Origin of the sequence: Pseudomonas sp. 32_A, from assembly GCF_017490905.1 — a bacterium.
GTDB classification, from domain to species: Bacteria; Pseudomonadota; Gammaproteobacteria; order Pseudomonadales; family Pseudomonadaceae; genus Aquipseudomonas; species Aquipseudomonas inefficax.
The window spans coordinates 1-23,397 of record NZ_JAFGYI010000006.1 but is presented as its reverse complement, the minus strand read 5'-3'; the positions used below and the strand labels follow the sequence as shown (position 1 = coordinate 23,397).

Annotated in this window: 23 protein-coding genes; 10 read left to right on the top strand and 13 right to left on the bottom strand. The window is 64.5% G+C overall.

Annotated elements, in window-relative coordinates; translation table 11 throughout:
• Positions 1–259: 259 nt before the first annotated feature.
• From J5M58_RS05530 to J5M58_RS05500, 7 genes are all read left to right on the top strand, one after another.
• The gene (locus tag J5M58_RS05530) at positions 260–787 is read left to right on the top strand and encodes a spore coat U domain-containing protein (protein WP_207877408.1); all 528 of its coding nucleotides are present in this window, start codon (positions 260–262) and stop codon (positions 785–787) included.
• A gap of 30 nt (positions 788–817) precedes the next feature.
• On the top strand, positions 818–1,354 hold the full coding sequence (locus J5M58_RS05525; protein WP_112252349.1) for a spore coat U domain-containing protein: 537 nt from the start codon (positions 818–820) through the stop codon (positions 1,352–1,354).
• An 18-nt stretch (positions 1,355–1,372) separates the two neighbouring features.
• Positions 1,373–1,903, top strand: coding sequence for a spore coat U domain-containing protein (locus J5M58_RS05520; protein ID WP_112252350.1), 531 nt, complete (start codon positions 1,373–1,375; stop codon positions 1,901–1,903).
• Positions 1,904–1,906: 3 nt separating this feature from the next.
• Positions 1,907–2,410 (top strand): spore coat U domain-containing protein, encoded by a 504-nt coding sequence (locus J5M58_RS05515; protein WP_112252351.1) that lies wholly within the window; start codon positions 1,907–1,909, stop codon positions 2,408–2,410.
• A 39-nt stretch (positions 2,411–2,449) separates the two neighbouring features.
• Positions 2,450–3,226, top strand: a complete 777-nt coding sequence (locus tag J5M58_RS05510) for a molecular chaperone (protein ID WP_207877406.1) — start codon at positions 2,450–2,452, stop codon at positions 3,224–3,226.
• 108 nt (positions 3,227–3,334) lie between these two features.
• Positions 3,335–5,632 carry a fimbria/pilus outer membrane usher protein gene (locus J5M58_RS05505; protein ID WP_207877570.1) on the top strand — a complete coding sequence of 766 codons (2,298 nt, stop codon included), beginning with the start codon at positions 3,335–3,337 and terminating at the stop codon, positions 5,630–5,632.
• A complete protein-coding gene (locus J5M58_RS05500; protein WP_112252353.1) occupies positions 5,629–6,597 on the top strand; it encodes a spore coat U domain-containing protein in 969 nt (322 codons plus the stop codon). Before J5M58_RS05505 ends, J5M58_RS05500 begins: the two co-directional genes overlap by 4 nt.
• A 167-nt stretch (positions 6,598–6,764) precedes the next feature.
• Here the strand turns inward: J5M58_RS05500 and J5M58_RS05495 are convergent, their stop codons facing one another.
• The 5 genes from J5M58_RS05495 to J5M58_RS05475 form a co-directional block, all read right to left on the bottom strand.
• Positions 6,765–7,913 (bottom strand): M14-type cytosolic carboxypeptidase, encoded by a 1,149-nt coding sequence (locus J5M58_RS05495; protein WP_207877404.1) that lies wholly within the window; start codon positions 7,911–7,913, stop codon positions 6,765–6,767.
• Positions 7,914–8,022: 109 nt separating this feature from the next.
• Complete coding sequence (locus tag J5M58_RS05490) at positions 8,023–8,796, bottom strand: helix-turn-helix transcriptional regulator (RefSeq protein ID WP_207877403.1); 774 nt, start codon at positions 8,794–8,796, stop codon at positions 8,023–8,025.
• A gap of 39 nt (positions 8,797–8,835) precedes the next feature.
• Positions 8,836–10,068, bottom strand: coding sequence for an MFS transporter (locus J5M58_RS05485; protein ID WP_207877401.1), 1,233 nt, complete (start codon positions 10,066–10,068; stop codon positions 8,836–8,838).
• Between the two features lie 328 nt (positions 10,069–10,396).
• Positions 10,397–10,606 carry a hypothetical protein gene (locus J5M58_RS05480; protein ID WP_112252357.1) on the bottom strand — a complete coding sequence of 70 codons (210 nt, stop codon included), beginning with the start codon at positions 10,604–10,606 and terminating at the stop codon, positions 10,397–10,399.
• Between the two features lie 13 nt (positions 10,607–10,619).
• Positions 10,620–11,402 carry a VacJ family lipoprotein gene (locus tag J5M58_RS05475; protein ID WP_207877399.1) on the bottom strand — a complete coding sequence of 261 codons (783 nt, stop codon included), beginning with the start codon at positions 11,400–11,402 and terminating at the stop codon, positions 10,620–10,622.
• Positions 11,403–11,568: 166 nt separating this feature from the next.
• Between J5M58_RS05475 and J5M58_RS05470 the strand changes: the two genes are divergently transcribed.
• Positions 11,569–12,279: a response regulator gene (locus J5M58_RS05470; RefSeq protein ID WP_112252439.1), complete on the top strand. Its 711-nt coding sequence runs from the start codon at positions 11,569–11,571 to the stop codon at positions 12,277–12,279.
• Entirely contained in the window at positions 12,276–13,631 is a 1,356-nt protein-coding gene (locus tag J5M58_RS05465; RefSeq protein WP_112252359.1) for an ATP-binding protein, read from the top strand. Before J5M58_RS05470 ends, J5M58_RS05465 begins: the two co-directional genes overlap by 4 nt.
• Here the strand turns inward: J5M58_RS05465 and J5M58_RS05460 are convergent, their stop codons facing one another.
• The 7 genes from J5M58_RS05460 to J5M58_RS05430 form a co-directional block, all read right to left on the bottom strand.
• A complete protein-coding gene (locus J5M58_RS05460; RefSeq protein WP_085592957.1) occupies positions 13,632–14,096 on the bottom strand; it encodes a nuclear transport factor 2 family protein in 465 nt (154 codons plus the stop codon). It lies immediately after the preceding gene.
• 260 nt (positions 14,097–14,356) lie between these two features.
• Positions 14,357–15,529, bottom strand: a complete 1,173-nt coding sequence (locus J5M58_RS05455) for an MFS transporter (RefSeq protein ID WP_207877397.1) — start codon at positions 15,527–15,529, stop codon at positions 14,357–14,359.
• The gene (locus J5M58_RS05450; protein WP_112252361.1) at positions 15,526–16,518 is read right to left on the bottom strand and encodes a TIGR03571 family LLM class oxidoreductase; all 993 of its coding nucleotides are present in this window, start codon (positions 16,516–16,518) and stop codon (positions 15,526–15,528) included. Before J5M58_RS05450 ends, J5M58_RS05455 begins: the two co-directional genes overlap by 4 nt.
• Positions 16,519–16,522: 4 nt before the next feature.
• Positions 16,523–17,326: a 2,5-didehydrogluconate reductase DkgB gene (gene dkgB / locus J5M58_RS05445; protein WP_112252362.1), complete on the bottom strand. Its 804-nt coding sequence runs from the start codon at positions 17,324–17,326 to the stop codon at positions 16,523–16,525.
• A 223-nt stretch (positions 17,327–17,549) separates the two neighbouring features.
• A complete protein-coding gene (locus J5M58_RS05440) occupies positions 17,550–19,121 on the bottom strand; it encodes a hypothetical protein (protein WP_207877395.1) in 1,572 nt (523 codons plus the stop codon).
• 124 nt (positions 19,122–19,245) lie between these two features.
• The gene (locus J5M58_RS05435) at positions 19,246–19,740 is read right to left on the bottom strand and encodes a DUF934 domain-containing protein (protein WP_013971943.1); all 495 of its coding nucleotides are present in this window, start codon (positions 19,738–19,740) and stop codon (positions 19,246–19,248) included.
• Positions 19,724–21,376: a nitrite/sulfite reductase gene (locus J5M58_RS05430; RefSeq protein WP_112252363.1), complete on the bottom strand. Its 1,653-nt coding sequence runs from the start codon at positions 21,374–21,376 to the stop codon at positions 19,724–19,726. The genes J5M58_RS05435 and J5M58_RS05430 overlap by 17 nt, the downstream gene beginning before the upstream one ends.
• A 213-nt stretch (positions 21,377–21,589) precedes the next feature.
• On the opposite strand from J5M58_RS05430, the gene J5M58_RS05425 reads away from it, so the two are divergent.
• The gene (locus J5M58_RS05425) at positions 21,590–22,666 is read left to right on the top strand and encodes an ABC transporter substrate-binding protein (RefSeq protein ID WP_207877393.1); all 1,077 of its coding nucleotides are present in this window, start codon (positions 21,590–21,592) and stop codon (positions 22,664–22,666) included.
• Between the two features lie 378 nt (positions 22,667–23,044).
• Here the strand turns inward: J5M58_RS05425 and J5M58_RS05420 are convergent, their stop codons facing one another.
• Positions 23,045–23,260: a DUF2970 domain-containing protein gene (locus J5M58_RS05420; RefSeq protein WP_112252365.1), complete on the bottom strand. Its 216-nt coding sequence runs from the start codon at positions 23,258–23,260 to the stop codon at positions 23,045–23,047.
• Between the last annotated feature and the right edge of the window lie 137 nt (positions 23,261–23,397).

The following is a 23,397-nucleotide window of genomic DNA, read 5'->3' as shown; positions in this document are numbered from 1 at the left end:
GAAAACGCTCCTGTCGTGTCCTTCCATGCATGCCGCATGAGTCTAGGCAGGATGAAAGGGGTACACCCTAACAGAATATCGACCCGGATAACGGCCTTTGGCCATTTGAGGGGAATGCTGGCAATGCGTTCTGTGGCGTGCGGTTTTTTTTTCAAGTGATAGCGCTTTTTGGCTAATACAAAAAAATGGCTGCATGCCAGTACTGTGACACCATCTCGCTGCTACGCTCAGACCAGCAGACATCGACAAGGAAAATAAGGTGACGGAGCGCTTCCTGGCCGCCCTGTTGGGCCTTATGTTGAGCAGCAGTGCCATGGCGGCGGACTTCCTGGTGGAAGTACGGGTGCTGGTGCAGCGCGGTTGCATGCTGGTCAACCAGGCCCCCGATGCCGGCGCACAGGCGCTGGGGCGCATCGATCTGGGTGCTGCTGCACGGCTGGATGGCCCTGGCGCGCCGCTGACCGGCGTGCTGCCGAGCCAGCGCCCGCCACGGCTGGAATGCAACCCTGGCACCCCCTACCAGGTCCGCGTTGACGGTGGCCAGCATGGCGGCGTCGGCGAGCTGCGCTTTCTGGCCAGTGACGATGACACGGCCCGGCCCATCCCGTATCGCCTTTATCGCGACGCTGCCTGGCGCGAACCGCTGGCGGTGAATGTGGCGCATTCGGCGCGGGTGCCGGACAGCGGCTCGGTCGAGCTGCCGTTGCATGCACGGATCGACAAGCTGGCCTGGGTACCGCCTGCAGGCCTGTATGCCGACCTGCTCAAAGTCACCGTCACTTGGTAGGGATGCCACCATGCTCAAGGACCCGACGCCATGAACCGCACCTCGATCCTGCTGCTTTCCCTGGGCCCACTGCTGGTACCAGGTGGTGCTGCGCATGGCACCAGCACCGGTTTCATCCAGGCGCGGCTGGTGATCAGCAGCGCATGCCAGATCAGTAGCAACGAGACGCAACCGGCAACGGTGGGTAACCCCGGCGTGATGGACTTCGGCGAGCGCGGACCGAACTGGGACCAGCCGCTGCGCAGCCGGGTTGACGAGGTGAGCGGCGAGGGCAGCCTGCAGATCAGTTGCACGCCCGAGGTGCGGGCGTTCAACGTGCGCATCAACGGCGGCCTGAATGGCAGCGACGGCATACGGCGGCTGAGCAACGGCCGCGAGCTGATCCCCTACCAACTGGCGATCGACCCGGGCGGTAACAGCCGCTACGGCATCGGCCAGGCACGTGCCTTCACCATCAGCAGTACCCGGCAGATCCCGATCCCGATCTACGGTGTGGTAGTGGCGCACCCGCGCGCACTGCCGGCCGGGCTGTACCGTGACACCCTCAGGGTGACCCTGGACTGGTAACGACGCAAGGAGACTTCGATGCGAATGAACCTTTCACGCTGCATCCTCGCCGGTCTGGGCCTGGTGCTGGCTTCCCAGGCCCAGGCCGCCACGACCGGAACCATCGACTCGAAGCTGACCTTGACCGCGGCGTGCCAGGTCAATGGCAGCTCGGGCACCTCGGGGGTGAACTTCGGTGCCTTGGACTTCGGCACCAAGGATGCTCTGTTCACCACCGTCGACGCCCAGGTAATCGGTGGCGGCGGAGGGGCGATCAGCATTCTCTGTTCGGCCGGCACGGTACCCGTGATCCGTGTGGGTGCCGGTGCCCACGATGGCCAGTCGGCCGGCGGCAGTCGTGCGCTGGCGGATGGCCTCGGCAACTTCGTGCCGTACGACTTCTACACCGATACCGGGCGCACGCAGCTGTTGGCCATCAACGGCACCATCACCTTGCCGACCAGCAGCGGTGCGGCCCAGACCGTCAACCTGTATGGCCAGGCACGCGGCAAGGCCGGCCTGCCGGCGGGGGTGTACACCGACACGGTGTCCGTCGAGCTGTCGTTCTGAGCCATGCGCATCTGGCTGGCGGGCAGCCTGAGCGGCCTCGGCGTACTGCTGGCCGGGCCCCTGGATGCGGCGACCACCAGCAGTTTCATGGTGACGGCGCAGATCGTCGCCGGGTGCCTGGTGGTTGGCGGTGTGAGCAGCTACGGGACGCTCGACTACGGTACGCAATCGGCACTCGCCACCGGGGCCATCGGCACCTCGTTGGGCGGTACCACGGTGACCTTTCAGTGCACCCCGGGGGTGGCCTTGAGCATGAGCGTGGATGGTGGGCAGAACAGTGCCAGCGGCACACGCAACCTCAAGCGCACGGGGGGCACGCAAGTGCTGGCCTATCAGTTGTACCGGGACGCGGCCTACAGCCAGAGCCTGGGGATCGGCCAGAGCGTGGCCGTGAACTACAGCGACCCGACGGCGATCAAGCTGCCGGTGTACGGGCGGGTCCAGTTGAGCGGCACGCTGCCGGCCGGGACCTACACCGATGTGGTGCAAGTGACGGTGACCTGGTGAATGCACCGGCACCAACGACCAGTAGCCAAGGAGAGTTTCATGGGGGCAGGCGCGAAGTGGGCGCGTGGATTGACAGGGCTATTGTGGCTGGCGAGCCTGCCGGCCTGGGCGGCCACCTCGGTGCTGATCTGGCCGATCGACCCGGTGCTGGAGGCTGACCAGAAGGCTGGCGCACTGTGGCTGGAAAACCGCGGTACTGCACCGGCCAACCTGCAGGTGCGGGTGTTCGCCTGGCGCCAGGGGGACTATCAGGAACAGTACCAGGCACAGCGCGAGATCATCGGCAGCCCGCCAGTGGCCAGCATCGCCCCCGGACAGAAGCAACTGATCCGCCTGACCCGCACCGGCCCCTCGCCAGTCGGCCAGGAGCAGGCCTACCGCATCATCATCGACGAAATCCCTGCCGCCATCCCCGTCGACAAGGCCGAGCCCGGCACCACCGCGGCGATCCGCCTGCAGATGCGCTACTCGGTACCGCTGTTCGTCTACGGCGAAGGCCTGTGGGGCAAGGCCGATCCCGCGGGCAAGCGCAATGCCGAGGGCGTCGGAAAGCCGCAACTCAGCTGGCGTGCGGTGACCGTACAGGGCAAGCCGTACGTGGAACTGCGCAACACCGGCGCGGTGCATGCGCGTTTGACCGATGTGGTGGTGCAGCAGGGCAGCCAGAGCAAGCCACTGGCCGATGGCCTGCTGGGTTATGTGCTGCCGGGGGCCAGCATGCGCTGGCCGGCACCGCTGGTACCGAATGCCGGCAGCGTGCTGAAGGGCAGGGTAAACGGCCAGAGCAGCGCGGACGCCATCCGCCAAAGCCAATGAGCCTGCGCCTGAATGCCGCGCAGGGGCCATGGGGGACCCGGCAATGGTTGGAAACCGTGTGTGAGGTGGCTGACAGGGGGTACCCACCGCTGGTGCCTGGGGCTTGCCCTGGTCGGCCCTGGCCTGGTGTTGGCCGACGACCTGCCGCCACCACCTACGGAGCTGGCCGCCATCGCCGATGCCACGTTGTACCTCGAGCTGCTGGTGAACCAGATGCCCAAGGCTGAGCTGGTGCCGGTGCAGCAGCGCGCCGGGCGGTTGTATCTGGACAGCGAGGTGTTGCGGGCAGCCGGTATCGCGCCGCCTGGCAACCCCCAGGGCGAGGTGGCGCTGGAGGCCATCGTGGGGCTGCATGCCGACTACGACAGCCAGAACCAGCGCCTGCTGCTGCAAGTGCCGCCGGCCTGGCTGCCCGAGCAGCAACTGGGCGACCGCAACCTGTACCCGGCCAGCGATGCGCGCAGCAGTTTCGGCGCCTTGTTCAACTACGATCTGTACCTGAACGACACCGATGACGGTGGCAGCTACCTGGCGGCCTGGAACGAACTGCGCCTGTTCGACAGCTGGGGTACGTTCTCCAGTACCGGGCAGTGGCGCCAGTCGTTCAACGGTGCGCCGACCGACGACGTGCGCCAGGGCTTCTTGCGCTATGACACTACCTGGCGCTTCACCGACGAACAGCGCCTGCTGACCTACGAAGCCGGTGACCTGGTGACTGGGGCCTTGCCCTGGACCAGCTCGGTGCGGGTCGGCGGCCTGCAGGTGTCGCGCGATTTCGCTGCACGTCCCGACCTGGTCACCTATCCGCTGCCGGCGTTCTCCGGTGAAGCGGCGGTACCCACCTCGCTGGACCTGTTCATCAATGGCTACAAGTCCAGCACCGCCGAATTGCAGCCGGGCCCCTACACATTGACCAACGTGCCGTTCATCAACGGCGCCGGGGAGGCTGTGGTGGTCACCACCGATGCCCTCGGCCGGCAGGTGTCGACCACCTTGCCGTTCTACGTCACCAGCAGCCTGCTGCAGCAGGGCCTGGCGGATTATTCGGTGGCGGCCGGCAGCCTGCGCCGTGACTACGGGCTGCGCGATTTTGCCTACGGCCACGGGGTTGCTTCGGCAAGCCTGCGCTACGGGGTCAGCGACGTCTTCACCCTGGAGACTCATGCCGAAAGCGCCGAATCGCTGATGCTGGGCGGCCTGGGCGGCAACATGCGGTTGGGCAATTTCGGCGTTCTCAACGCGGCCTTGGCGCAGAGCCGGTTCGACGGCGACAAGGGCCACCAGGTCGCCCTCGGCTACCAGTACAACAGCCAGCGCATCGGCTTCAGCTACCAGCGCCTGCAACGTTACGGCGACTATGCCGACCTGACCCGGGTCGACAGCCGTGACATTCAGCTGAGCCAGCGCAGCGAACAGGTCACGTTGAGCCTGAACCTGAACCAATACGGCAACATCGGCGCCGGCTATTTCGATGTGCGCGCCGGCGACGGCACACGTACGCGCTTGATCAACCTGAGCTACAGCAGGCCGCTATGGGGCAACAGCAGCGTGTATCTGTCGGCCAACCGTGAAGTGGGGGACAGCCAGTGGGCGGTGCAGGCGCAACTGGTGATCCCGTTCGACCTGCACGGCACCCTGGCCCTGGGCATGGAGCGCAGCCAGCAAGGCGAAACCCTGCAGCGGGTGAACTACAGCCGCGCCACGCCGGTGGGTGGTGGTGTCGGTTACAACCTGGGCTATGCCGCCGGTAGCGAGCGCGACGCCTACCGCCAGGCCGATGTCACCTGGCGCTTGCAGTCGGTGCAGTTGCAGGCCGGTTTGTATGGCAGCAGTGGCGAGATGACCCGCTGGGCTGACGCCAGTGGCTCGCTGGTGTGGATGGATGCCGGGCTGTTCGCTGCCAACCGTATCGACGATGCCTTCGTGGTGGTCAGCACCGGAGGTTACGCCGATGTGCCGGTGCGTTATGAAAACCAGGAAGTCGGCCGTACCGATGCCGACGGCCACTTGCTGGTGCCGTACAGCAGCGGTTACTACCGCGGCAAGTACGAAATCGACCCCATGGACTTGCCGCCGGATATCCTCGCGCCGGAAGTGGAACAGCGGGTGGCGGTGCGCCGGGGCAGCGGTTACCTGCTGGAGTTCCCGCTCAGGCGCGTGCTGGCGGCCAGTGTCGAACTGGTGGACGCTGACCGGCAGGCACTCAAGCTGGGCAGCCGTGTCACCCATGCTGAAAGCGGCAGCCAGGCGGTGGTCGGTTGGGATGGCCTGGTGTATCTGGAGAACCTGACGCCGTATAACCGACTGCAGGTGGAGCTGGAAGGGGGCGGGCATTGCCAGGTTGCGTTCGACCTGCCTGAAGCGCAAGGCTCCATCCCGTTGATTGGCCCGTTGGTGTGCAAGTGAACGCCTGCTGGCGTGGGTTGTTGGCATGCGCCTTGTTGCTGTGGGCGGGCTCGGCCTGGGCCAAGTGCACATCAGTGTTGACAGCGCCGGCGGCGTTTGGATCGCTCAACTCGACCCAGGTACGTGGCACGGTACAGACGGCTTCCAGCACCAACTCTGGCCTGCAATGCAACGGTTCGGTGATCAGCCTGCTCAGTAGCAGCGACTCCTTCAAGATCAAGATTACTGCTACTACCAGCGGCCTGGTTGGGCCTACCGGGGATATCATCCCCTACACGCTGTATGCCGACGCCACAACCACCTATCCGATCACCCGTGGCACCCCCTTCGAATTCAGGACTACCGGCATCCTCGACTTGCTCGGGTTGCTTAACGGTACACCGAAGAACGTGCCCATCTATATGCGCACGCAGGTAGGCAGCAACGTATCGGCGGGGCTGTATCAGGAAACCCTCGATGTCCAATGGGAGTGGGACTATTGCGACGGGATTGGTGTTGGCGGGCTTTGCATCGGGCGAGACCAGGGCTCCGGTACCAGGACCCTGCTGGTAAGCATGACGGTGACCAACGACTGCCAGATCAGCACACCCAGCATCAACTTCGCCAGCGCCCCGGTGGTGGCGGGGTTCGGCACGGTGAGCCAGAGCCTGAGCGTTTCGTGCACCAAGGGCAGCAACTACACCGTGGGCCTGGATGACGGGCAGAACGTGGCCAATGGGCGGCGACGGATGAAGTCGGCGGCCAACAACTACCTGGCCTACGACATTTTCAAGAGCGCCGGTGCGGTGCGCTGGGGTTCGGTAGGGGCTGCGCGACGGGCCAGCGCCGATGCCGACGTGAACCCCGGCACGGGTACCGGTACCGGTAGCCAGGTGTTCAACTACAACGCCAAGGTCTACACCGACCAGGCTACACCACCGGCGGCGACCTATACCGACAGTGTGATTCTGGATGTGCAGTTCTGAGCGCAGGGACCTGTGGGAGCGGCTTTAGCCGCGAAGAATCCAACACGGTGCATGGCACCGGCTACGCCGGTGTTCGCGGCTGAAGCCGCTCCCACAGGGGCCCTGCTAATTCCGTGAGTCATGTGCAGTCCTGTGAGAGCCGGCTTGCCGGCGATGGGCCGTTTCACTCAGCGCAAATCACCAACCATCTTCGCCAATGTCTCCAGCACCGCCCCGGCCAGCGCCTTCGAGCGCGCCCCCGACCAGCCGGTGACGGCATCCGGCGCGTCGTCATGGTCCTTGAACGGCATTTCCAGGGTCAGTGACAGGCAGTCATGCGCCATCCCCACCGCGTTGCAGGCCAGCGTCGTGTTGGCCTGCCCCGGTTCGTCGCGGGTGTAGCCATGCACGGTCTGGAAGTCGCGGGTCAGGCTGCACAGGGTGCTGCGGAACTGCTCCTCCAGTTTGGCCAGCCGCGGCGTGTAGCCTGGGTTGCCCTCGCAGGCCGCGGTGAACACATGGGGAATCTCTTCGTCGCCATGCACATCGATGAACGCATCCACGCCGTATTGCTTCATCTGCGCCTGGGCGAAGAACACCTCGGGGCTGAGCTCGACGCTGGCGTCCTGCCACGCGCGATTGAGGTCCTTGCCCTTGAAGTTGGTGCGCAGGTGGCCGAGGAAGGCACCGTCGGGGTTCATGTTGGGGATCAGGTACAGGTCGGCCTTGGCCAGCAACTGCCGGATCACCGCGTCGTTGGCCTGCAGGCGGTCGATCACGCCCTCCATGAACCATTCGGCCATGTGTTCGCCCGGGTGTTGCTGGGCAATCAACCACAGCTTGCGCTTGCCTGCGGCACCATCACCGGCACGCAGCAGGGGAATGTCGCGGCCCTGTACGCTGCGACCACTGGCGAGCAATTCGACCCCCGGCAGTTGCCGTGCACGTTCGATCAGCTGGTTGTGGCGCGCGCGCGGGTAGGGCTCGAAGTAGGCGAACCAGATGTGTGGCTGCTCGGCCTTCACCTCGAACGACAGCGCCGTGCCGTCGAACTGGCTGGGGACGCGGAACCAGGTTTGCTGGTCGTAGGAGGCCACAGCGTTGTAGCCGCTCCAGGCGTTCTTGTAGGACGAGCCGGAGGCATTGTCGAGGCTGAAACGATGGACCTGGCCCGGCGTCAGCCCGCTGACCTTGAAGTGGAACCACTGATAGTGGCCGCTGTGGGTGTCGGGGCGGATGGCCAGGTGCACCCGGGCCGGGTTGCTGGCATCCAGCACCTGGATGTTGCCGGAATCGAAATCGCAGTCGATCTGCAGGGGGGACAGCGTCACGCTCATGTGCCAGGCTCCTTCTGGGGGCTTTGTTGTGAGGGTACTGTACACGGCTTGGCAGGGTTGCTGCGCGAGATCAGGCGACGCGGGGGCGATCTCATATGTTTCCTACAGGCTATTTGAAGAACTGACTCGGCGTGATGCCGAACTGGCGCTTGAACATGCTGGCGAAGGCACTAGGGCTGTCATACCCCAGCGTCCCCGCCACATCGATGATTCGCTCGCCCAGGGCGATCCGCTCCAGTGCCTGCATCAGCCGCGCCTGCTGGCGCCACTGGCCGAAGGTCATGCCGGTTTCCTTGCGGAACAGGCGCTGGATGGTCTTTTCGTCCACCCCCAGCTGCTGGCCCCAGTCGGCCACGGTGGCGTTATCGTCAGGCCGCTCGTGCAGCGCGGAGCAGATTGCCTGCAGGCGCTTGTCGCCGGGCTGAGACAGTTTCAGCGGCAAGGTCGGCAGCACGCAGATCTCGTCGAGGATCAGGCGCATCACCCGGGCTTCACGCGAATCTTCGGCAAACGGCGCGGTAAAGCCCACGGAGGCCTTGATCAATTCGCTGAGCAGCGGCGAGATGCTGATAGCCTTGCTCTGCGCAGGCAACTGCACTGCCGCGTCGGTGCGCACGAACACACTGCGCATCTTCACATCGCCCACGCAGCGGATCGCGTGCACCTGGCCGCAGGGCATCCATACGCCGCGGCTGGGGGGCACGGTCCAGCGTTCGTTACCGGACTCGACGATCATCAGGCCTTTGATGGCATAGATCAGTTGGTGCTTGGCATGGCTGTGGGGCTCGATGAACCAGTCGGTCGGGTAGTCCGTCGCACGGCTGCCGACCTCCCAGCTCCACTCATCCACCTCCACCAGCAATTCGTGTTGCGGCTTCAGCATTTCGCTCCCCCTTGTACTGGCCAGCCTGGCGCGCCCACTTTAACAGCAGCGGCTGGGGCGGGCTTGCGAGCGGGTTGCTGGCAGCAGCGCCGTGGCCAGCCCCAGCAGCGGCAGGAACGAGATGATCTGGTACACCCAAGCGATGCCATGCCGGTCGGCCAGCTCGCCAAGCCCGGCGGCGCCGATGCCGCTGATACCGAACATCAGCCCGAACATCACCCCCGACACCATGCCCACCCGGCCCGGCACGGCCTCCTGGGCGTACACCACCAGTGCGGCGAAGGCCGAGGACATCACCAGGCCGATGGCCACCGCCAGTACCGCCGTCCAGGCCAGGTTGGCGTAGGGCAGGGCGAGGGCGAAGGGCGCCACGCCGAGGAACGAGACCCAGATCACCGCCTTGCGCCCGATACGGTCACCCACCGGGCCACCGGCAAAGGTACCCAGTGCCACGGCCGCGAGGAATATGAACAGGTACAACTGGCTGTGCTGCACGCTCAGGCCGAAATGCTCGATCAGGTAGAAGGTGAAGTAATTGGTGAACGAGGCGATGTAGACGAACTTGGCGAACATCAGCACGGCGATGACCGCCACGGCACGCCACATGGCGCCACGCGACAGGCCGGGGGCCTGCTGGCCGGCGAAGGACTTGAGCCGGGTCTGGCCGTGGCGCACGGTCCAGCCGGTCACCCGCAACAGCACGAATACCGCCAGCGCAGCCGCCAGCATGAACCAGGCGATGGCCGGCTGGCCGTAGGGTATGACGATGGCAGCGGTCAGCAGCGGGCCGAGGGCCGAGCCGGTGTTGCCACCGACCTGGAAGGTCGATTGCGCGGTGCCGAAGCGCCCACCAGAGGCCATCCTGGCCACTCGCGAGGCTTCTGGGTGGAAGGTCGCCGAGCCCACGCCGACCACCGCTGCGGCCACCAGCAGCATTTCATAGCTGCCGGCGAAGGCGAGCAGGGCGATGCCCACCAGGGTCACCAGCATGCCGGCCGGCAGCAGGTAGGGTTGCGGGTGCTTGTCGGTGTACAGGCCGACCCAGGGTTGCAGCAGGGATGCGGTTACCTGGTAGATGAGGGCGATCCAGCCTACCTGGGCGAAGCTCAGCGTGAAATCGCTCTTGAGCATCGGGTAGATGGATGGCAGCACGGCCTGGATCAGGTCATTGAGCAGGTGGGCGAATGCGGCGGCGCCGACGATGCGGACCAGAAAGCCCTGGGGTTGATCGGCAGGTGTGGTGGCGGCCATGGAGGCGGTGGAGGTCGTCATGGGCGATCTTCTTCTGGCGAAAGGGAACAAGGCATTGCGGGGGCAGGTTAGTCAGTACCCGGGTTGCCTGTCTCACGCCGAACAGGCAGCTACTGTCGCGTTTCGGACATCTTGGGCCAGACGCCCAAACGCAATTCCTTTAGGAAATTTGCCGAGGCCTTTGGGCTGCACTGTTGGGTAGAGAATTGCATTTGCAAGCGGTCCGCGCGCCCTGTGGGAGCGGGTTTACCCGCGAAGAATCCAACGCGGTGCATGGCACCGGCTGCGCCGGTGTTCGCGGCTAAAGCCGCTCCCACAGGTCCCTGCTAATACCCGGCCGCACTCGGATTCATCGCTCGTGCCGCGCCACCCAGCGCAGCAATGCTGCAATCGGTACGCTGCGATGAGCCTCATGCCGGTAAGGCTTGCCGTCGGCGGTAAAGCGTTCGCGATAGCGGCTCAGCACCAGGCTCCGGCCATCGGCCGAAACCCGGGCCTCCAGTTCGTGCAGCAACAGCGGTTGCCGGGCAGCGCCTTCCAGGCGCCTGAACAGCAGCATGGCGGCTTGGGCATCATTCCTCACGGGCACCCCCTGCACAATCCACTGGCCACGCTCCCGGCTCGCCGGCCTTGCCTTCTGCCACCCGGTTGCTGCGCCGCTGCGCGTTGTAGTCGCGCAGCGCAAGGTAGTAGTCAGGCCAGGTGCGCAGCAGGTCGGTCAATGGCAGTGCTTCGGCCCGTGCATCGACAATGCCGCCGGCCGTGGCTAGGTTGCCCATGGTTTCGACGGTATCGCTGTTGCCGCCAAACGGGTCCAGCGCCAAGCCCAGTACTGTGCCAGTGGCATCGCGCAGGTTGTGGGTGCCCAGCAGTGGCAGTTCGACGATGGGGCCAGCGGCAATGTTCCACACCCCGAAGGTCTGGCCAAAGTCCGAGCGATGCTGGCTCAGACCCATCTTGCCAGACACATCGACCAGCCCTGCCACACCCAGGGTGGTGTTGAAGATGAAGCGGCTGAGGCTGGTCATCGCCCGTTCGCCATTGCCCTGCAGCAGGTCGTTGACGAACACCTTGGGCTCACCGAAGTTGCTGGCAAAGTTGTGCATGCCCTGTCGGGCAAAACCGGGCAGCGCGCTGTAGCCCCGTGCGACGGGGGCCAGCAGATAGTCGTCGACCCTGCGGTTGAAAGCGAACACGGCACGGTTGGCGGGCTCGGCCGGGTCACTGACCTGATAGGCGACATTACCGCAGGCAGCCGTGGCCGGCGCACGTTGGCTGCAGCCTCCCGCCGCAAGCAGCGACAAGGCCAGCGCGGCAGAGCGCACTGAGCGGGAGGCGGATGATGAACGGGACATGGATGCATTCCTGGCAAGAACTGGCGGCGATGCTGCGCAGTTTTCTTTGCCTGGGAATGTCCGGATTGTCTCGGCATCGACACTTTGTTTCCGGGTTGAAATATATGACGGCTGCGTGGGGATGGCCTTAAAGTACGGCTTGGTAACCTTGTTTTGCGGTGCTTTTGTGAGCCATTTGCTGATAGTCGACGATGATGTCGAGGTGCTCGACCTGCTGCAGAAGTTTCTCTGCCAGCATGGCTACGAGGTTGATGTGGCCAGGGATGGCAAGGCGCTCTGGCAGGCCGTCGAGCGGCGGGTGCCGGACCTGGTCATTCTGGATGTGATGCTGCCAGGCGACAGTGGCCTGGTGTTGTGCCAGCGTTTGCTGGCCGAGCACAAGGTGGCAGTGATCATGCTCACCGCCATGGGCGAGTTGAGTGACCGGGTGGTTGGCCTGGAGCTGGGGGCAGACGACTACCTGACAAAACCGTTCGCCGCCCGTGAACTGCTGGCCCGGGTGAGGGCAGTGCTGCGACGTGCCGGTGAAACTCCCGGTGGCACGGCGGGCCATGCCTGCGCGACCCTGGAGTTTGCCGGGTGGCGGCTGGATGTGGTGCGGCGCGAACTGCGTTCGCCGGACAACGTCATGATCCCCTTGTCCAACGGTGAGTTCGAGCTGCTGCTGGTGTTCGCCGAGCATCCACGGCGGGTGCTCAGCCGCCAGCAGTTGCTGGACATGGCCCGTGGCGATGCCTACGACGCCTATGACCGCAGCATCGACGTACAGGTGAGCCGGCTGCGTCGCAAGCTTGAAACCGACAACGGCAACGAACCCCTGATCCGTACCCTGCGCAACGCCGGTTACCTGTTCACGCCCACGGTCGCGAAGCGATGAAGTTGCTGGCCAGGGTTCGTCAGGCCCTGCCGCGGCCCAGAATCACCATCGCCCGCTGGATCGCGTTGACCACTCTGACGGCGATGCTGTTCTTGCTCTTGCTAAAGGTGCTGTTCAGCCTGTTGCTGAGCGTCTGGGCGCAGCCACCACTGCTGGAGAGTGGGGTGATCGAGAAGGTTGCAGCGGTCACCCGCATCCTCGACGCCGCGCCTGTGGCGCAGCGTGCCAACATCGCCAGTGCGGCGGGCGACGGCTCATACTCCGTGCGATGGTTGCACCGCCATGACGAAGCGGGCGTGCCGGCGCTGGTCGATGCCGAGTTCAGCCAGGGCACGCCTATCCTGCGCGCACTGCTCAAGCGCCCGGACGCCAGGATCGAGGCTTTCGAACCGTCCGATATGCCGCAGTACGCACCTGAACGTGGTTATGCGCTGATGATCGAGCTGAGCGACAAGTCCTGGGTGCTGTTCCGTGCCACCAGCCGTAGCTGGGGCCTGGATGAACTGCCGCGCAACCTGATCATCCTCGGGCTGATGCTGGTTTCCAGCCTTGTCGTCGCGCTGCTGGCCACGCGCTACCTGGCCAAGCCGCTGGAGCGCTTTGCCGAAGGTGCGCGGCGTTTTGGCAAGGACTTCAATGCCCCACCCATTCCGGTGGTCGGCCCGCACGACCTGCGCCAGGCCATTCTCGCGTTCAATGCCACCCAGGCGCAGCTCAAACATTTTCTCAACGACCGTACCCAGATGCTTGCGGCCATTTCCCACGACTTGCGGGCACCGCTGACGCGCATGCGCTTGCGCGCCGAATTCATCGACGATGCCCAGCTACAGGCCAAGCTATTCAAGGATGTCGACGAGATGCAGGCGATGGTCGATGCGGCGTTGGGGTTCTTCCGTGATGACGCGCGGCTGGAACAGAGCACCGTGTTCGACCTGGGCCAGTTGCTGCTGACCGTGGTGGACGACTTCAAGGATGCAGGGGTAGAGGTCGGCCTCAGCGGGCCCCGCCGCTGCGTGTATACGGGGCGGCCAGTGGGTATCAAACGTGTGCTGGTCAACTTGATCGACAATGCGGCGAAGTACGGCCTTGAGCCCATGGTGGTGTTGGCGGTAAGCGCCAGGCAGATCGAGATTACCGTGCAGGATCGCGGGCCGGGTATCGCGCCGGAGCTGCATGAGCAGGTATTCGCGCCGTTCTACCGTATCGAAGGTTCACGCAACCGCAATACCGGTGGCGTGGGGCTGGGCCTGCCAGCAGCACGGGCCATCGTGCTCGAGCAGGGCGGCAGCGTGACCCTGGCCAACCGCCCGGGTGGTGGGCTGGAAGTCAGGGTCATGCTGCCGCCGGGCTGATCAGAGCCCCAGTTCGCTGAGCCCGGGGTGATCATCCGGGCGCCGGCCCAACGGCCAGCGGAACTTGCGCTCGGCTTCGCTGATAGGGTGCTCGTTGATGCTCGAGTGGCGGTTCTGCATCAGCCCGTCGTCGGCAAACTCCCAGTTCTCGTTGCCATAGGCGCGGTACCACTGACCGCTGTCGTCGTGGTACTCGTAGGCATAGCGCACGGCAATGCGGTTGCCGGTGAAGGCCCACAGCTCCTTGATCAGGCGGTACTCCAGTTCATGGTTCCATTTACGGGTCAGGAACGCCTCGACCTCGGCACGGCCGCGGGGGAACTCGGCGCGGTTACGCCAGACGGTGTCGATGGTATAGGCAAGCGCGACCTTGGCCGGGTCGCGGCCGTTCCAGCCATCCTCGGCCAGGCGGACCTTTTCGATGGCGCTTTCGCGGGTGAAGGGTGGCAGGGGTGGGCGGGACATCGGGATACTCCTCAGTTCGATTGGCCTGTAGGAGAGTAGTAGCCGCTGGCCGAACAGAGAATGGGTGTGCCTGGCACATCATAATTGCAGTGCGTGGAACAATGCTGAGGTGCCATGGCAGGCGCGGTCCACGTGTAGGAGCGGCCTTGTGTCGCGACAGGGCCGCCCAGCGGCCCCAGCAATTCATGCTGCGAAGCTGAAAATCTGGGGCCGCTGTGCGGCCCATCGCGACACAAGGCCGCTCCTACAGGGGGGCTTTATCAGGCTGCGTCGGCTGCGGTTTGCCCGGCAGCCTTGCTACGCCCGCCCAGCCACACCAGCAGCAGCCCGGCAGCCGCCAGCACGCCACCTGCCATCGGCACTGCCGCATAGCCCAGGTCCAGGCTGATCACCGCACCGCCCAGCGCCGCGCCCACGGCATTGCCCAGGTTGAACGCGCCGACGTTGATCGACGAGGCCAGCCCCGGTGCTTCGATGGCGGCGATCATCACCCGCATCTGCAGCGGCGGTACCACGGCGAAGGTGAACATGCCCCACACCAGCAAGGCGATGGCGGCGCCGATGTGGCTGCCCAGCACCAGCGGCATCAGCAGCATGATCACCGCCAGTGCCGCGAGGAAGATCCGCGCCGCCCCATCCAGCGACCAGTCGGCCAGGCGGCCACCCAGGCTGTTGCCCAGGGTAAAGCCCACACCGATCAGCACCAGGCCGAGGGTGACGAAGCTGTCCGAGGCGCCGGTCAGTTCGGCCAGTACCGGTGCGACATAGGTGTACAAGGTGAACATGGCGCCGGCACCGAGCACGGTGGTGGCCATTGCCAGCAGCACGCTGGGGCGGGCGATGACCGCCAGCTCCTTGCGCACGTGCGGCACGCTGCCGCGTTCGCCCTTGGGCAGGGCATACCACAGCGCGGCCATGGCCAGCAGCCCCAGCACGGCGGTACCGGCAAAGGCCATGCGCCAGCCGACCTGCTGGCCGATCCAGGTGGCGGCCGGCACACCGCCGATGTTGGCGATGGTCAGGCCCATGAACATGGTGGCCACGGCACTGGCCTGTTTCTCCTTGGGCACCACACTGGCAGCCACTACCGCGCCCAGGCCGAAGAACGCGCCGTGGTTGAGGCTGGTGACCAGGCGTGAGGCGAGCAGGGTGTAGTAGTCCGGTGACAGCGCCGACAGCAGGTTGCCGAGGGTGAAGATGGCCATCAGCGCCATTAGCGCGGCGCGTTTGCCGAAACGGCTGAACAGCAGGGTCATGATCGGCGCACCGACCATCACTCCGATGGCATAGGCGGTAATCAGCATGCCGGCGCTGGGGATACTGACATCAACCCCTTGGGCGATCACCGGCAGCAGGCCCATCGGGGTGAACTCGGTGGTGCCGATGCCGAAGGCGCCGATGGCCAGGGCAAACAGGACGCGTCCGGCGTTCATTGCGCGTGCTCCGGCGCGGCCAACTCGGTCAATGGGCATGGGGTGGCCTCCGTCAGTTTGACTGGTGTCTCATGGAACTGTGGCAGTACGTATTCGGCGATTTCGTGCAGGGTTTCGTCCAGCGGTCGCACGTTACGCCGCAGGTGCAGGCCGATATGGTCGACGCCCGCCGCGCGCAGGGCGCCCAGCTCGGCCACCAGCGCCTTGCGCCCGCCGCGGAAACCGAAGCGCCAGCGTTGCAGCGGTTCGTCGGGGTTGTCCGCCAGGTCCAGGTGGATGAAGCTGCTGTAGGGCTTGTTGCCCGCCACCGCGCGCCAGGCGGCGACCCGGTGTCGGTGGTCTTCCGGTGTGCCGGGGTAGGCCAGGCAGCCGTCCAGGTTGCTGCCGATCCATTCCGGGCTCTGCTGCGCCAGGCCGGCTACCAGCAATGGTAGCGGCGAAGCGGTGCCGGGTAACATGGCCAGCCCTTCGGGCAGGTGGCCGTTGGCACCATCACGCAGCAGCGCGACCTGTTCGCGGAATGCGTTGCCACGCCCCTCGAAATCCCGACCGAACAGCGGGTACTCCACCGGCCGGTCACCACTGGCCACGCCCAGCAGCAGGCGGTTGCCACTGAGGCGCTGCACGCTGTTGGCCGATTTCAGGGTCAGCAGCGGTTCGCGAATCGGCAGCACCACGGCAGCCGTGCCGAGCAGGATGTCGCGGGTTACCCCGGCCAGGTAGCCGAGGTAGGCAAACACCTCGAACACCTGGGCGGCGTCGCCGAACGACGGGTCGTACAGCGGCACATCGCGAACCCACAGGGCGCGGTAGCCCAGGCGGTCGGCCAGTTGTGCCAGTTCTGCGTGGCGGGCCAGGTCCGGCTCGCCGAACTGGCGGCCGTCGCGGCGCCGCGCCTGGTCGCCGGCGGGCGTCCAGTCGTGGTCCAGCGGCGCTTCCAGGCCGATGCTGAAGCCGCCAGCCGTCAGGCGTTCAAGGGGCGTGGTCATGGCTTCAGTCCCAGATTGGCGCCAGGCCGTCAGGGCTGACTTCGCGGCCATTGCGCTCGAGCTTGGCGATGCGTGCCATGTCGTCGGCGTCCAGCTTCAGGTCACGGGCGAGCAGGTTGCTGGCCAGGTTTTCGCGCTTGGTCGACGACGGGATCACCGCGTATCCCAGCTGTAGGGCCCAGGCCAGGGCAACCTGGGCGACGGTGGCCTTGTGCTTGGCGGCGATGTCGGCCAGTACTGGGTCTTTCAGCACCTTGCCGTAGGCCAGGGTCATGTACGAGGTGACGGTGATGCCTTGCTCCTTGAGGAACGCTGTCAGCTTGACGTTCTGCAGGTACGGGCTGAGTTCGATCTGGTTGGTTGCGATTTCGCCTTTGCCGACCACTTCGATGGCCTGGCGGGTCAGTTCGATGTTGAAGTTGGACACACCGATCTGGCGCGTCAGGCCCAGTTTCTTGGCTTCGGCCAGGGCGGCCATGTACTCGGGCAGTTCAACGCCGTTGCCTGGGGCTGGCCAGTGGATCAGCAGCAGGTCGACGTAGTCGGTACGCAGTTTCTGCAGGCTGTCGCGCAGGCTGGCGATCAGCTTGTCGGCGGCGTAGTTCTCGACCCAGATCTTGGTGGTGATGAACAGCTCGCTGCGCGGTACGCCGCTTTCGGCGATGGCCTGGCCGACGTCGGCTTCGTTCTGGTAGATCTGTGCGGTGTCGATGACCCGGTAGCCCAGTTCCAGGGCGGACTTGACCGAATCGATGACGGCTTGGCCGGTGAGTCGGAAGGTGCCGAGGCCGAAGGATGGAATGCTCATGGATCTGCTCCTGCTGCTTGAGAGAGGTGAACGGAACCGAGGCGGGACGCTCGGTACGTTCGTGTGGCAGCAGTGTGCGGGTTTGGCGGGGATAGATTAAGGGGCGGCGGGGCCAAGGTCCTTTGATCCGCAGTCAACAATAGGCAGCTCGGTCGTGATCGTGAGCCACCCAATCTGCCCCAAGCGCCCATTGAAGGGCGATAGGGGCAGGCAGATGCAATGATCAGTCGTCGATCAGCGACGGGTTGGACTGCAGCAACCACAGGCCTCGCAGCGACTGGACCTGTTGCTCCAGACTCGAGGCGAGGCCAAGTCGCCGCGCCTGCCGGTCCTGGGCCAGAAGTTTTTCGAGCATGTCCAGCAGGTCGCGTGACTGTTCGGCCGAGGCAGAGGTGGTGACATCGGACTGCAGTTCGGCTTGCTGGTAAGTGCGTACACGCTCCCGCTGGCTGGCCTGTTGCGTAGCAGTGGCCTCGACCAGGACGTTGTTGACAAAGCCTATGCGGGTCGAGCTGCTGGCTTCGTCATCCACCTCATGGTAACGGTAGTCCTGCGATTTGCTGTCGAGGCTTAGTTGCAGCTCTACCCAAGGGTTGAGGCTCTCGTGCCAGGAGGCCTTCAGCGCGCTCTGCTGGTCCTGTTGCAAGCTCAGGTTGGCTGCTCCGCCCTTGCGGGTGGTGGTTTGTGAAACGTTGTAAGTGAAGCTGTCTACTTCCTCCCGCCGCATGGGGTTGGTTCGCTTCTCGGGTGTGGTGAGCGAAGCATTGAAGTCGGCCATGCCACTCAGCAGCAGGCGGCTGGTCCTGCTTGACCAGGTGTCATGACCCGCCGGGCGCAGGGCGGCGTCGTCGACGCTATTGAGTTGGCGGAAAGCATCCTTGAACAGCGTCATCAGCTGTTCATCGCCGTTTCCGCGTTGCTGTGCAGCATCGAACTGGGTCAGGTAGTTCGACACTGCTGCCTGTCGTTGCGTCTCGCTGCCGAGCAAGGTGCCGCCCTGGGTGTCGAAGTTCATCTTCACATTGCCGGACGGTCCCTGGAGTTCAAGGCTGCGCGTATGCTCATCCATCTGCAGGGCAAAGGTCTGCTGAGCGCCGCCTGCGGTTTGCAGTTGTGCTTCGAATTGCAGGCCGGTGAAAAGCGCGGGGTCGAGCTTCACCAGCGCGCCGAGCTTCAGGCTCGGAGGTTCTTGAGCAAGGCCGTTGACGGCGGTCTGGAAGCTGTCCGCCATCATCGCCAGGCCTTTTAGTTCACTGGCTGTCAGGTCGCCACCGAGCACCTCGGCATCTACCGCCAGGCCCCTGTCGCTGTTGAACAGCCCCAGTGAAACGGTCGCGCCGGACGCGGTGTTCAGGGTGAAGGTCACGCGGTCGGTGGCGAACTCGCGCAGCCTGGCCTGTTGCAGGCCAAGCAGCAGGGGCTCGGTTGCCGTACCGCTGTCAACTGCCAGGCCTGACTGGGCGATACGTTGCCCGCCGTTGGCTGCCAGTTGTTCCAGCAACGCTGCGCCCAGGCCCTGGAACCGGGAAGCGGTGGAAGAGGCCTGAATCGCGCTGTACATGTTCAGGCTCAGCTTGTCGATGCCGTTGTGCTCCCAGATGTGGCGAACCTGCCCATTGCCGAGGGTGCCTTTGGCGTTGTAGATGCCAATGTCGGCGCTGGGCGGCGACTTGCCAATGCTGACCTCGTTGCTCGCAGCTGTGGATTCTGCGGCTTTTATGGCAATGCCTGGAGGTGCGGTAGCGGCAGGCATGTAGGTCTGCGTCGTGCGTATGATCGGTGTAATCGGATTCATTCACGCTCCCTGCGTTTTCTGGTACGTTCGTACGTGATGTCGGCGCGCCATCAGCGAACTTGAATTTTGACCCGAAAACGCAACGGCCCGCCATGAAGGCGGGCCGTCAGGCACAGCATGACGATCAGCGGCGGCGGAACAGCGGCAGCGGCTCGTCGGTGGCGGCCTGGTAGGTCACCGAGAAGTCCTTCAGGCTTTGCAGCGCGTCTTCCGGGTCCTTGTCGGCACGGATGGCGAACGCGTCGAAGCCGCAACGGGCCATGAAGAACAGCTGGTCGCGCAGTACGTCGCCAATGGCGCGCAGCTCGCCCTTGAACTTGTAGCGGTCACGCAACAAGCGCGCATTGGAGTAGTTGCGCCCGTCGGTGAAGGCCGGGAAGTTCAGGGCGATGACCTGGAAGTGCTGCACGTCTTCGCCGATTTCTTCGGCTTCTTCGTCACTGTCCAGCCAGATGCCCAGGCCGCCGTCGCGGGCTTTGAGCGCGTGGGCATGGTCGCGCCACATCTGTAGCGGGACGATGTAGTCGTCGCAGTTGGTCAGCTCGTCAAACGAGGTTTCCTTGGGCAGCAGGTGCCAGGTTTCGTCGACGATCTGGTTGTTTTTAATGATTCGCTGCATAGACGCGTTCCTTGAAGGGGTCGATGCCGATACGCTGGTAGGTGTCGATGAAACGCTCTTCCTCGGTACGTTGCTCGACGTACACGGCGATCAGCTTCTCGATCACATCGGCCATGTCATCCTGGGCGAACGACGGGCCGAGGATCTTGCCCAGGCTCGCGCCACGCGCGGCGTTGCCACCCAGCGACACCTGGTAGAACTCTTCGCCCTTCTTGTCCACGCCGAGGATGCCGATGTGGCCCACGTGGTGGTGGCCGCAGGCGTTCATGCAGCCGGAGATGTTCAGGTCGATTTCGCCGATGTCGAACAGGTAGTCCAGGTCGTCGAAGCGGCGCTGGATGGATTCGGCGATCGGGATCGACTTGGCGTTGGCCAGCGAGCAGTAGTCACCGCCCGGGCAGCAGATGATGTCGGTCAGCAGGCCGATGTTCGGGGTGGCGAAGCCGCCTTCGCGCAGTTCCAGCCACAGGGCGTGTAGTTGACGCTGCTCCACGTCGGCGAGGATGATGTTCTGCTCGTGCGAGGTGCGCAGGAAGCCGAAGCTGTAGCGCTCGGCCAGGTCGGCCACGGCGTCCAGCTGCTTGTCGGTCACGTCGCCAGGGGCAACGCCGGTCGGCTTCAGCGACAGGGTCACGGCCACGTAGCCAGGGCGCTTGTGGGCGCGGGTGTTGCGCGAGCGCCAGCGGGCGAAGCCCGGGTTTTCGGCATCCAGAGCGCTGTAGTCGACATTGTCGAGCGCCAGGTACTCGGGGTCGACGAAGTGGCGCGATACGCGTTGTACTTCGGCTTCGGTCAGGGTAGTGCTGCCGCCACGCAGGTGGACCATTTCGGCCTCGACCTTTTCGGCGAACACTTCCGGGGTAAGGGCCTTGACCAGGATCTTGATGCGCGCCTTGTACTTGTTGTCACGGCGACCGTAACGGTTGTACACGCGCAGGATGGCGTCGAGGTAGCTGATCAGGTCCTGCCACGGCAGGAACTCGTTGATGAACGAGCCCACCACCGGAGTACGGCCCAGGCCGCCGCCGACCAGCACACGGAAGCCCAGCTCGCCAGCGGCATTGCGCACCGGCTCCAGGCCGATGTCATGCACTTCGATGGCGGCGCGGTCTTCCTGCGAGCCGTTGATGGCAATCTTGAACTTGCGCGGCAGGTAGGCGAATTCCGGGTGGAAGGTAGTCCACTGGCGGACGATTTCGCACCACGGGCGCGGGTCGACGATTTCGTCTGCGGCCACACCGGCGAACTGGTCGGTGGTGGTGTTGCGCAGGCAGTTGCCGCTGGTCTGGATCGCGTGCATCTGCACGGTGGCCAGCTCGGCGAGGATGTCCGGGATGTCTTCCAGGGCCGGCCAGTTGTACTGCACGTTCTGGCGGGTGGAGATGTGGGCGTAGCCCTTGTCGTAGTCGCGGGCGATCCTGGCCAGGGTGCGGACCTGGGTGGCGTTAAGCTGGCCGTACGGCACGGCGACGCGCAGCATCGGTGCGAAACGTTGGATGTAAAGGCCGTTCTGCAGGCGCAGAGGGCGGAATTCTTCTTCGCTCAGCTCACCGGCCAGATAGCGGCGGGTCTGATCACGGAACTGCTTGACGCGGTCCTCGATGATCCGCTGATCGTACTCGTCGTATACGTACATAAAAGTCCTGTCTCAGGCATGCAGCTATTCGCGCGCACGGCCGCGCACTCCGCTTCGGAGCCGGGGAACGATAGCAGGTTGCGTTTATGCGCTAAAGTGATGTTTTTGCATATGAAAAGAACCAAATGGACTATGTGAGACTGACTGCCATTTGTGCGCTGGGTGTGGCCTGGCGTTTATAATCCGATGTTTGCTTTGCAGGGATGTCAGCCCATGCTCAAGGCGTTGTGCCAAAGCTTGTGTCTTGCCTTGCCGCTGGCGGCAAGCGCACAACCGGCTTCGGTGGTTTTCCTCAACCCGGGGCTATCCACCGAGGCGTTCTGGACCAGTTATACGCGTTTCATGCAGGCCGCCGCGAACGAGCTGGGCATGACCCTGCGCGTTGAATACAGCGAACGCCGCGCCGACCTGGCGCTGACCCAGGCCAGGGCGATCCTGGGCGGGGCGCAGCGCCCGGATTACCTGGTAGTGGTCAATGAGCAGTACGTGGCGCCGGAGATCCTGCGGCTGTCGCGCGGCAGCGGGGTCAAGCTGTTCCTGGTCAACAACGGCCTGACTGCCAGCCAGGCCCGCAGCATCGAGGCCCAGCCCGACAAGTATGCCGAGCTGCTGGGCACCTTGACGGCCAACGACGAGCAGGCGGGCTTCCAGATGTTGCACCAGATGGTCGCGCAATTGCCCCGTGACAGCGGGCCGGTAGACTTGCTGGCGTTTGCCGGGGTCAAGACCACTCCGGCCTCGCAGCTGCGCGAGGAAGGCATGCGTCGGGCCCTGGCCGACTTCCCTCAGGTGCGCTTGCGCCAGGTGGTGTATGGCGGCTGGAGCCGTCAGCGCGCCTACGAGCAGGCGCAACAACTGCTGGAGCGTTACCCGGCCACCCGTCTGGTGTGGTCGGCCAATGACGAAATGGCCTTTGGTGCCATGCAGGCGTTCGAGGAGGCGGGGCGCAAGCCGGGGCGCGATGTGCTGTTCAGCGCCATCAACAGCTCGCCCGAGGCTCTGCACGCACGTATCGACGGGCGCCTTAGCGCGCTGATGGGCGGGCATTTCACCCTCGGCGGCTGGGCCATGGTGATGCTGCACGATGATGCCCTGGGGCTGGCGGTGAACCGCGATGGCGTGCGCGAGCATCGCGTGCCGGTGTTGCAACCGATCGACCAGGCCAAGGCAACCCATTGGCTGAAACTGCTGGAACAGCCCGACTACGGCATCGATTTCCAGCATTACAGTGCCGAAGGACGGCCGCCCGACTACCAGTACCCATTTCTGACATCACCGATCAATTATTGAAAGACCCTGCTTGAGAGAAGGGCATTGCTCGTCTTAACTGCTGGTGGTGAAGTGCATTCCCATAACCACTACAAGAGGCAATGCAATGGGAAACTCAACCAAGGTCCGCAAAGCTGACAGCAGCGTCGATGCCTGGGCGATCCTCTGCCTGATCGTCCTGGTGGTGGTCACTGCCGTGTATTGGGTCAGCCACCAGTAGACTTGTATTCAAGACCATGATGCAGCCTGAGCGCCTGCGGGAGGGAATCCTGCAGGCGTTTTTGCTTTACCTGTGCTGGCCCTTTCGCGGCTGAAGCCGCTCCCACAGGTACTGCACAGGCCTTGAGCACTGTGGTGTCCCTGTGGGAGCGGCTTTAGCCGCGAAGGGGTCGGCACAGGCTAGCGAGCAAGGTGCAGGGCCAATTGCACCAGGCCGATCAGCACGGCAATGAATATCAGGGTGAACAGCGTCCCCAGCGCAATGAAATGGCTGGCCTTGCCGTGGGTGAAGTCGCGGGCGCGGTTCTTGCCGCTTTGCACGCCGAAGGCTGCAGCGAGGATGCTGTGCAGCATCTGCCAGAAGGTCGGGGGCTTGCCCTGGCTGGAATCGTCCATGGTGGCTCCTGAGGAAATCAGAGGCAATCAGGGACAGTGTAGGCAATGAGGGTGAGGTTGGCTTTGCCGGCCTATTCGCGGGCTTGCCCGCTCCCACGGGGACCGCACTGCTCTTCAGGGCTGCGCAGTACCTGTGG

Bases quoted from the DNA above. Each gene is read 5' to 3' on its own strand.
- J5M58_RS05455 (WP_207877397.1), bottom strand. From the start codon at position 15,529: ATGAACGCCGGACGCGTCCTGTTTGCCCTGGCCATCGGCGCCTTCGGC.
- J5M58_RS05525 (WP_112252349.1), top strand. From the start codon at position 818: ATGAACCGCACCTCGATCCTGCTGCTTTCCCTGGGCCCACTGCTGGTA.
- J5M58_RS05430 (WP_112252363.1), bottom strand. From the start codon at position 21,376: ATGTACGTATACGACGAGTACGATCAGCGGATCATCGAGGACCGCGTC.
- J5M58_RS05420 (WP_112252365.1), bottom strand. From the start codon at position 23,260: ATGGACGATTCCAGCCAGGGCAAGCCCCCGACCTTCTGGCAGATGCTG.
- dkgB (WP_112252362.1), bottom strand. From the start codon at position 17,326: ATGAGCATTCCATCCTTCGGCCTCGGCACCTTCCGACTCACCGGCCAA.
- J5M58_RS05520 (WP_112252350.1), top strand. From the start codon at position 1,373: ATGCGAATGAACCTTTCACGCTGCATCCTCGCCGGTCTGGGCCTGGTG.
- J5M58_RS05460 (WP_085592957.1), bottom strand. From the start codon at position 14,096: ATGTCCCGCCCACCCCTGCCACCCTTCACCCGCGAAAGCGCCATCGAA.
- J5M58_RS05485 (WP_207877401.1), bottom strand. From the start codon at position 10,068: ATGACGACCTCCACCGCCTCCATGGCCGCCACCACACCTGCCGATCAA.
- J5M58_RS05475 (WP_207877399.1), bottom strand. From the start codon at position 11,402: ATGTCCCGTTCATCATCCGCCTCCCGCTCAGTGCGCTCTGCCGCGCTG.
- J5M58_RS05465 (WP_112252359.1), top strand. From the start codon at position 12,276: ATGAAGTTGCTGGCCAGGGTTCGTCAGGCCCTGCCGCGGCCCAGAATC.
- J5M58_RS05435 (WP_013971943.1), bottom strand. From the start codon at position 19,740: ATGCAGCGAATCATTAAAAACAACCAGATCGTCGACGAAACCTGGCAC.
- J5M58_RS05510 (WP_207877406.1), top strand. From the start codon at position 2,450: ATGGGGGCAGGCGCGAAGTGGGCGCGTGGATTGACAGGGCTATTGTGG.
- J5M58_RS05495 (WP_207877404.1), bottom strand. From the start codon at position 7,913: ATGAGCGTGACGCTGTCCCCCCTGCAGATCGACTGCGATTTCGATTCC.
- J5M58_RS05515 (WP_112252351.1), top strand. From the start codon at position 1,907: ATGCGCATCTGGCTGGCGGGCAGCCTGAGCGGCCTCGGCGTACTGCTG.
- J5M58_RS05450 (WP_112252361.1), bottom strand. From the start codon at position 16,518: ATGACCACGCCCCTTGAACGCCTGACGGCTGGCGGCTTCAGCATCGGC.
- J5M58_RS05425 (WP_207877393.1), top strand. From the start codon at position 21,590: ATGCTCAAGGCGTTGTGCCAAAGCTTGTGTCTTGCCTTGCCGCTGGCG.
- J5M58_RS05440 (WP_207877395.1), bottom strand. From the start codon at position 19,121: ATGAATCCGATTACACCGATCATACGCACGACGCAGACCTACATGCCT.
- J5M58_RS05480 (WP_112252357.1), bottom strand. From the start codon at position 10,606: ATGCTGCTGTTCAGGCGCCTGGAAGGCGCTGCCCGGCAACCGCTGTTG.
- J5M58_RS05490 (WP_207877403.1), bottom strand. From the start codon at position 8,796: ATGCTGAAGCCGCAACACGAATTGCTGGTGGAGGTGGATGAGTGGAGC.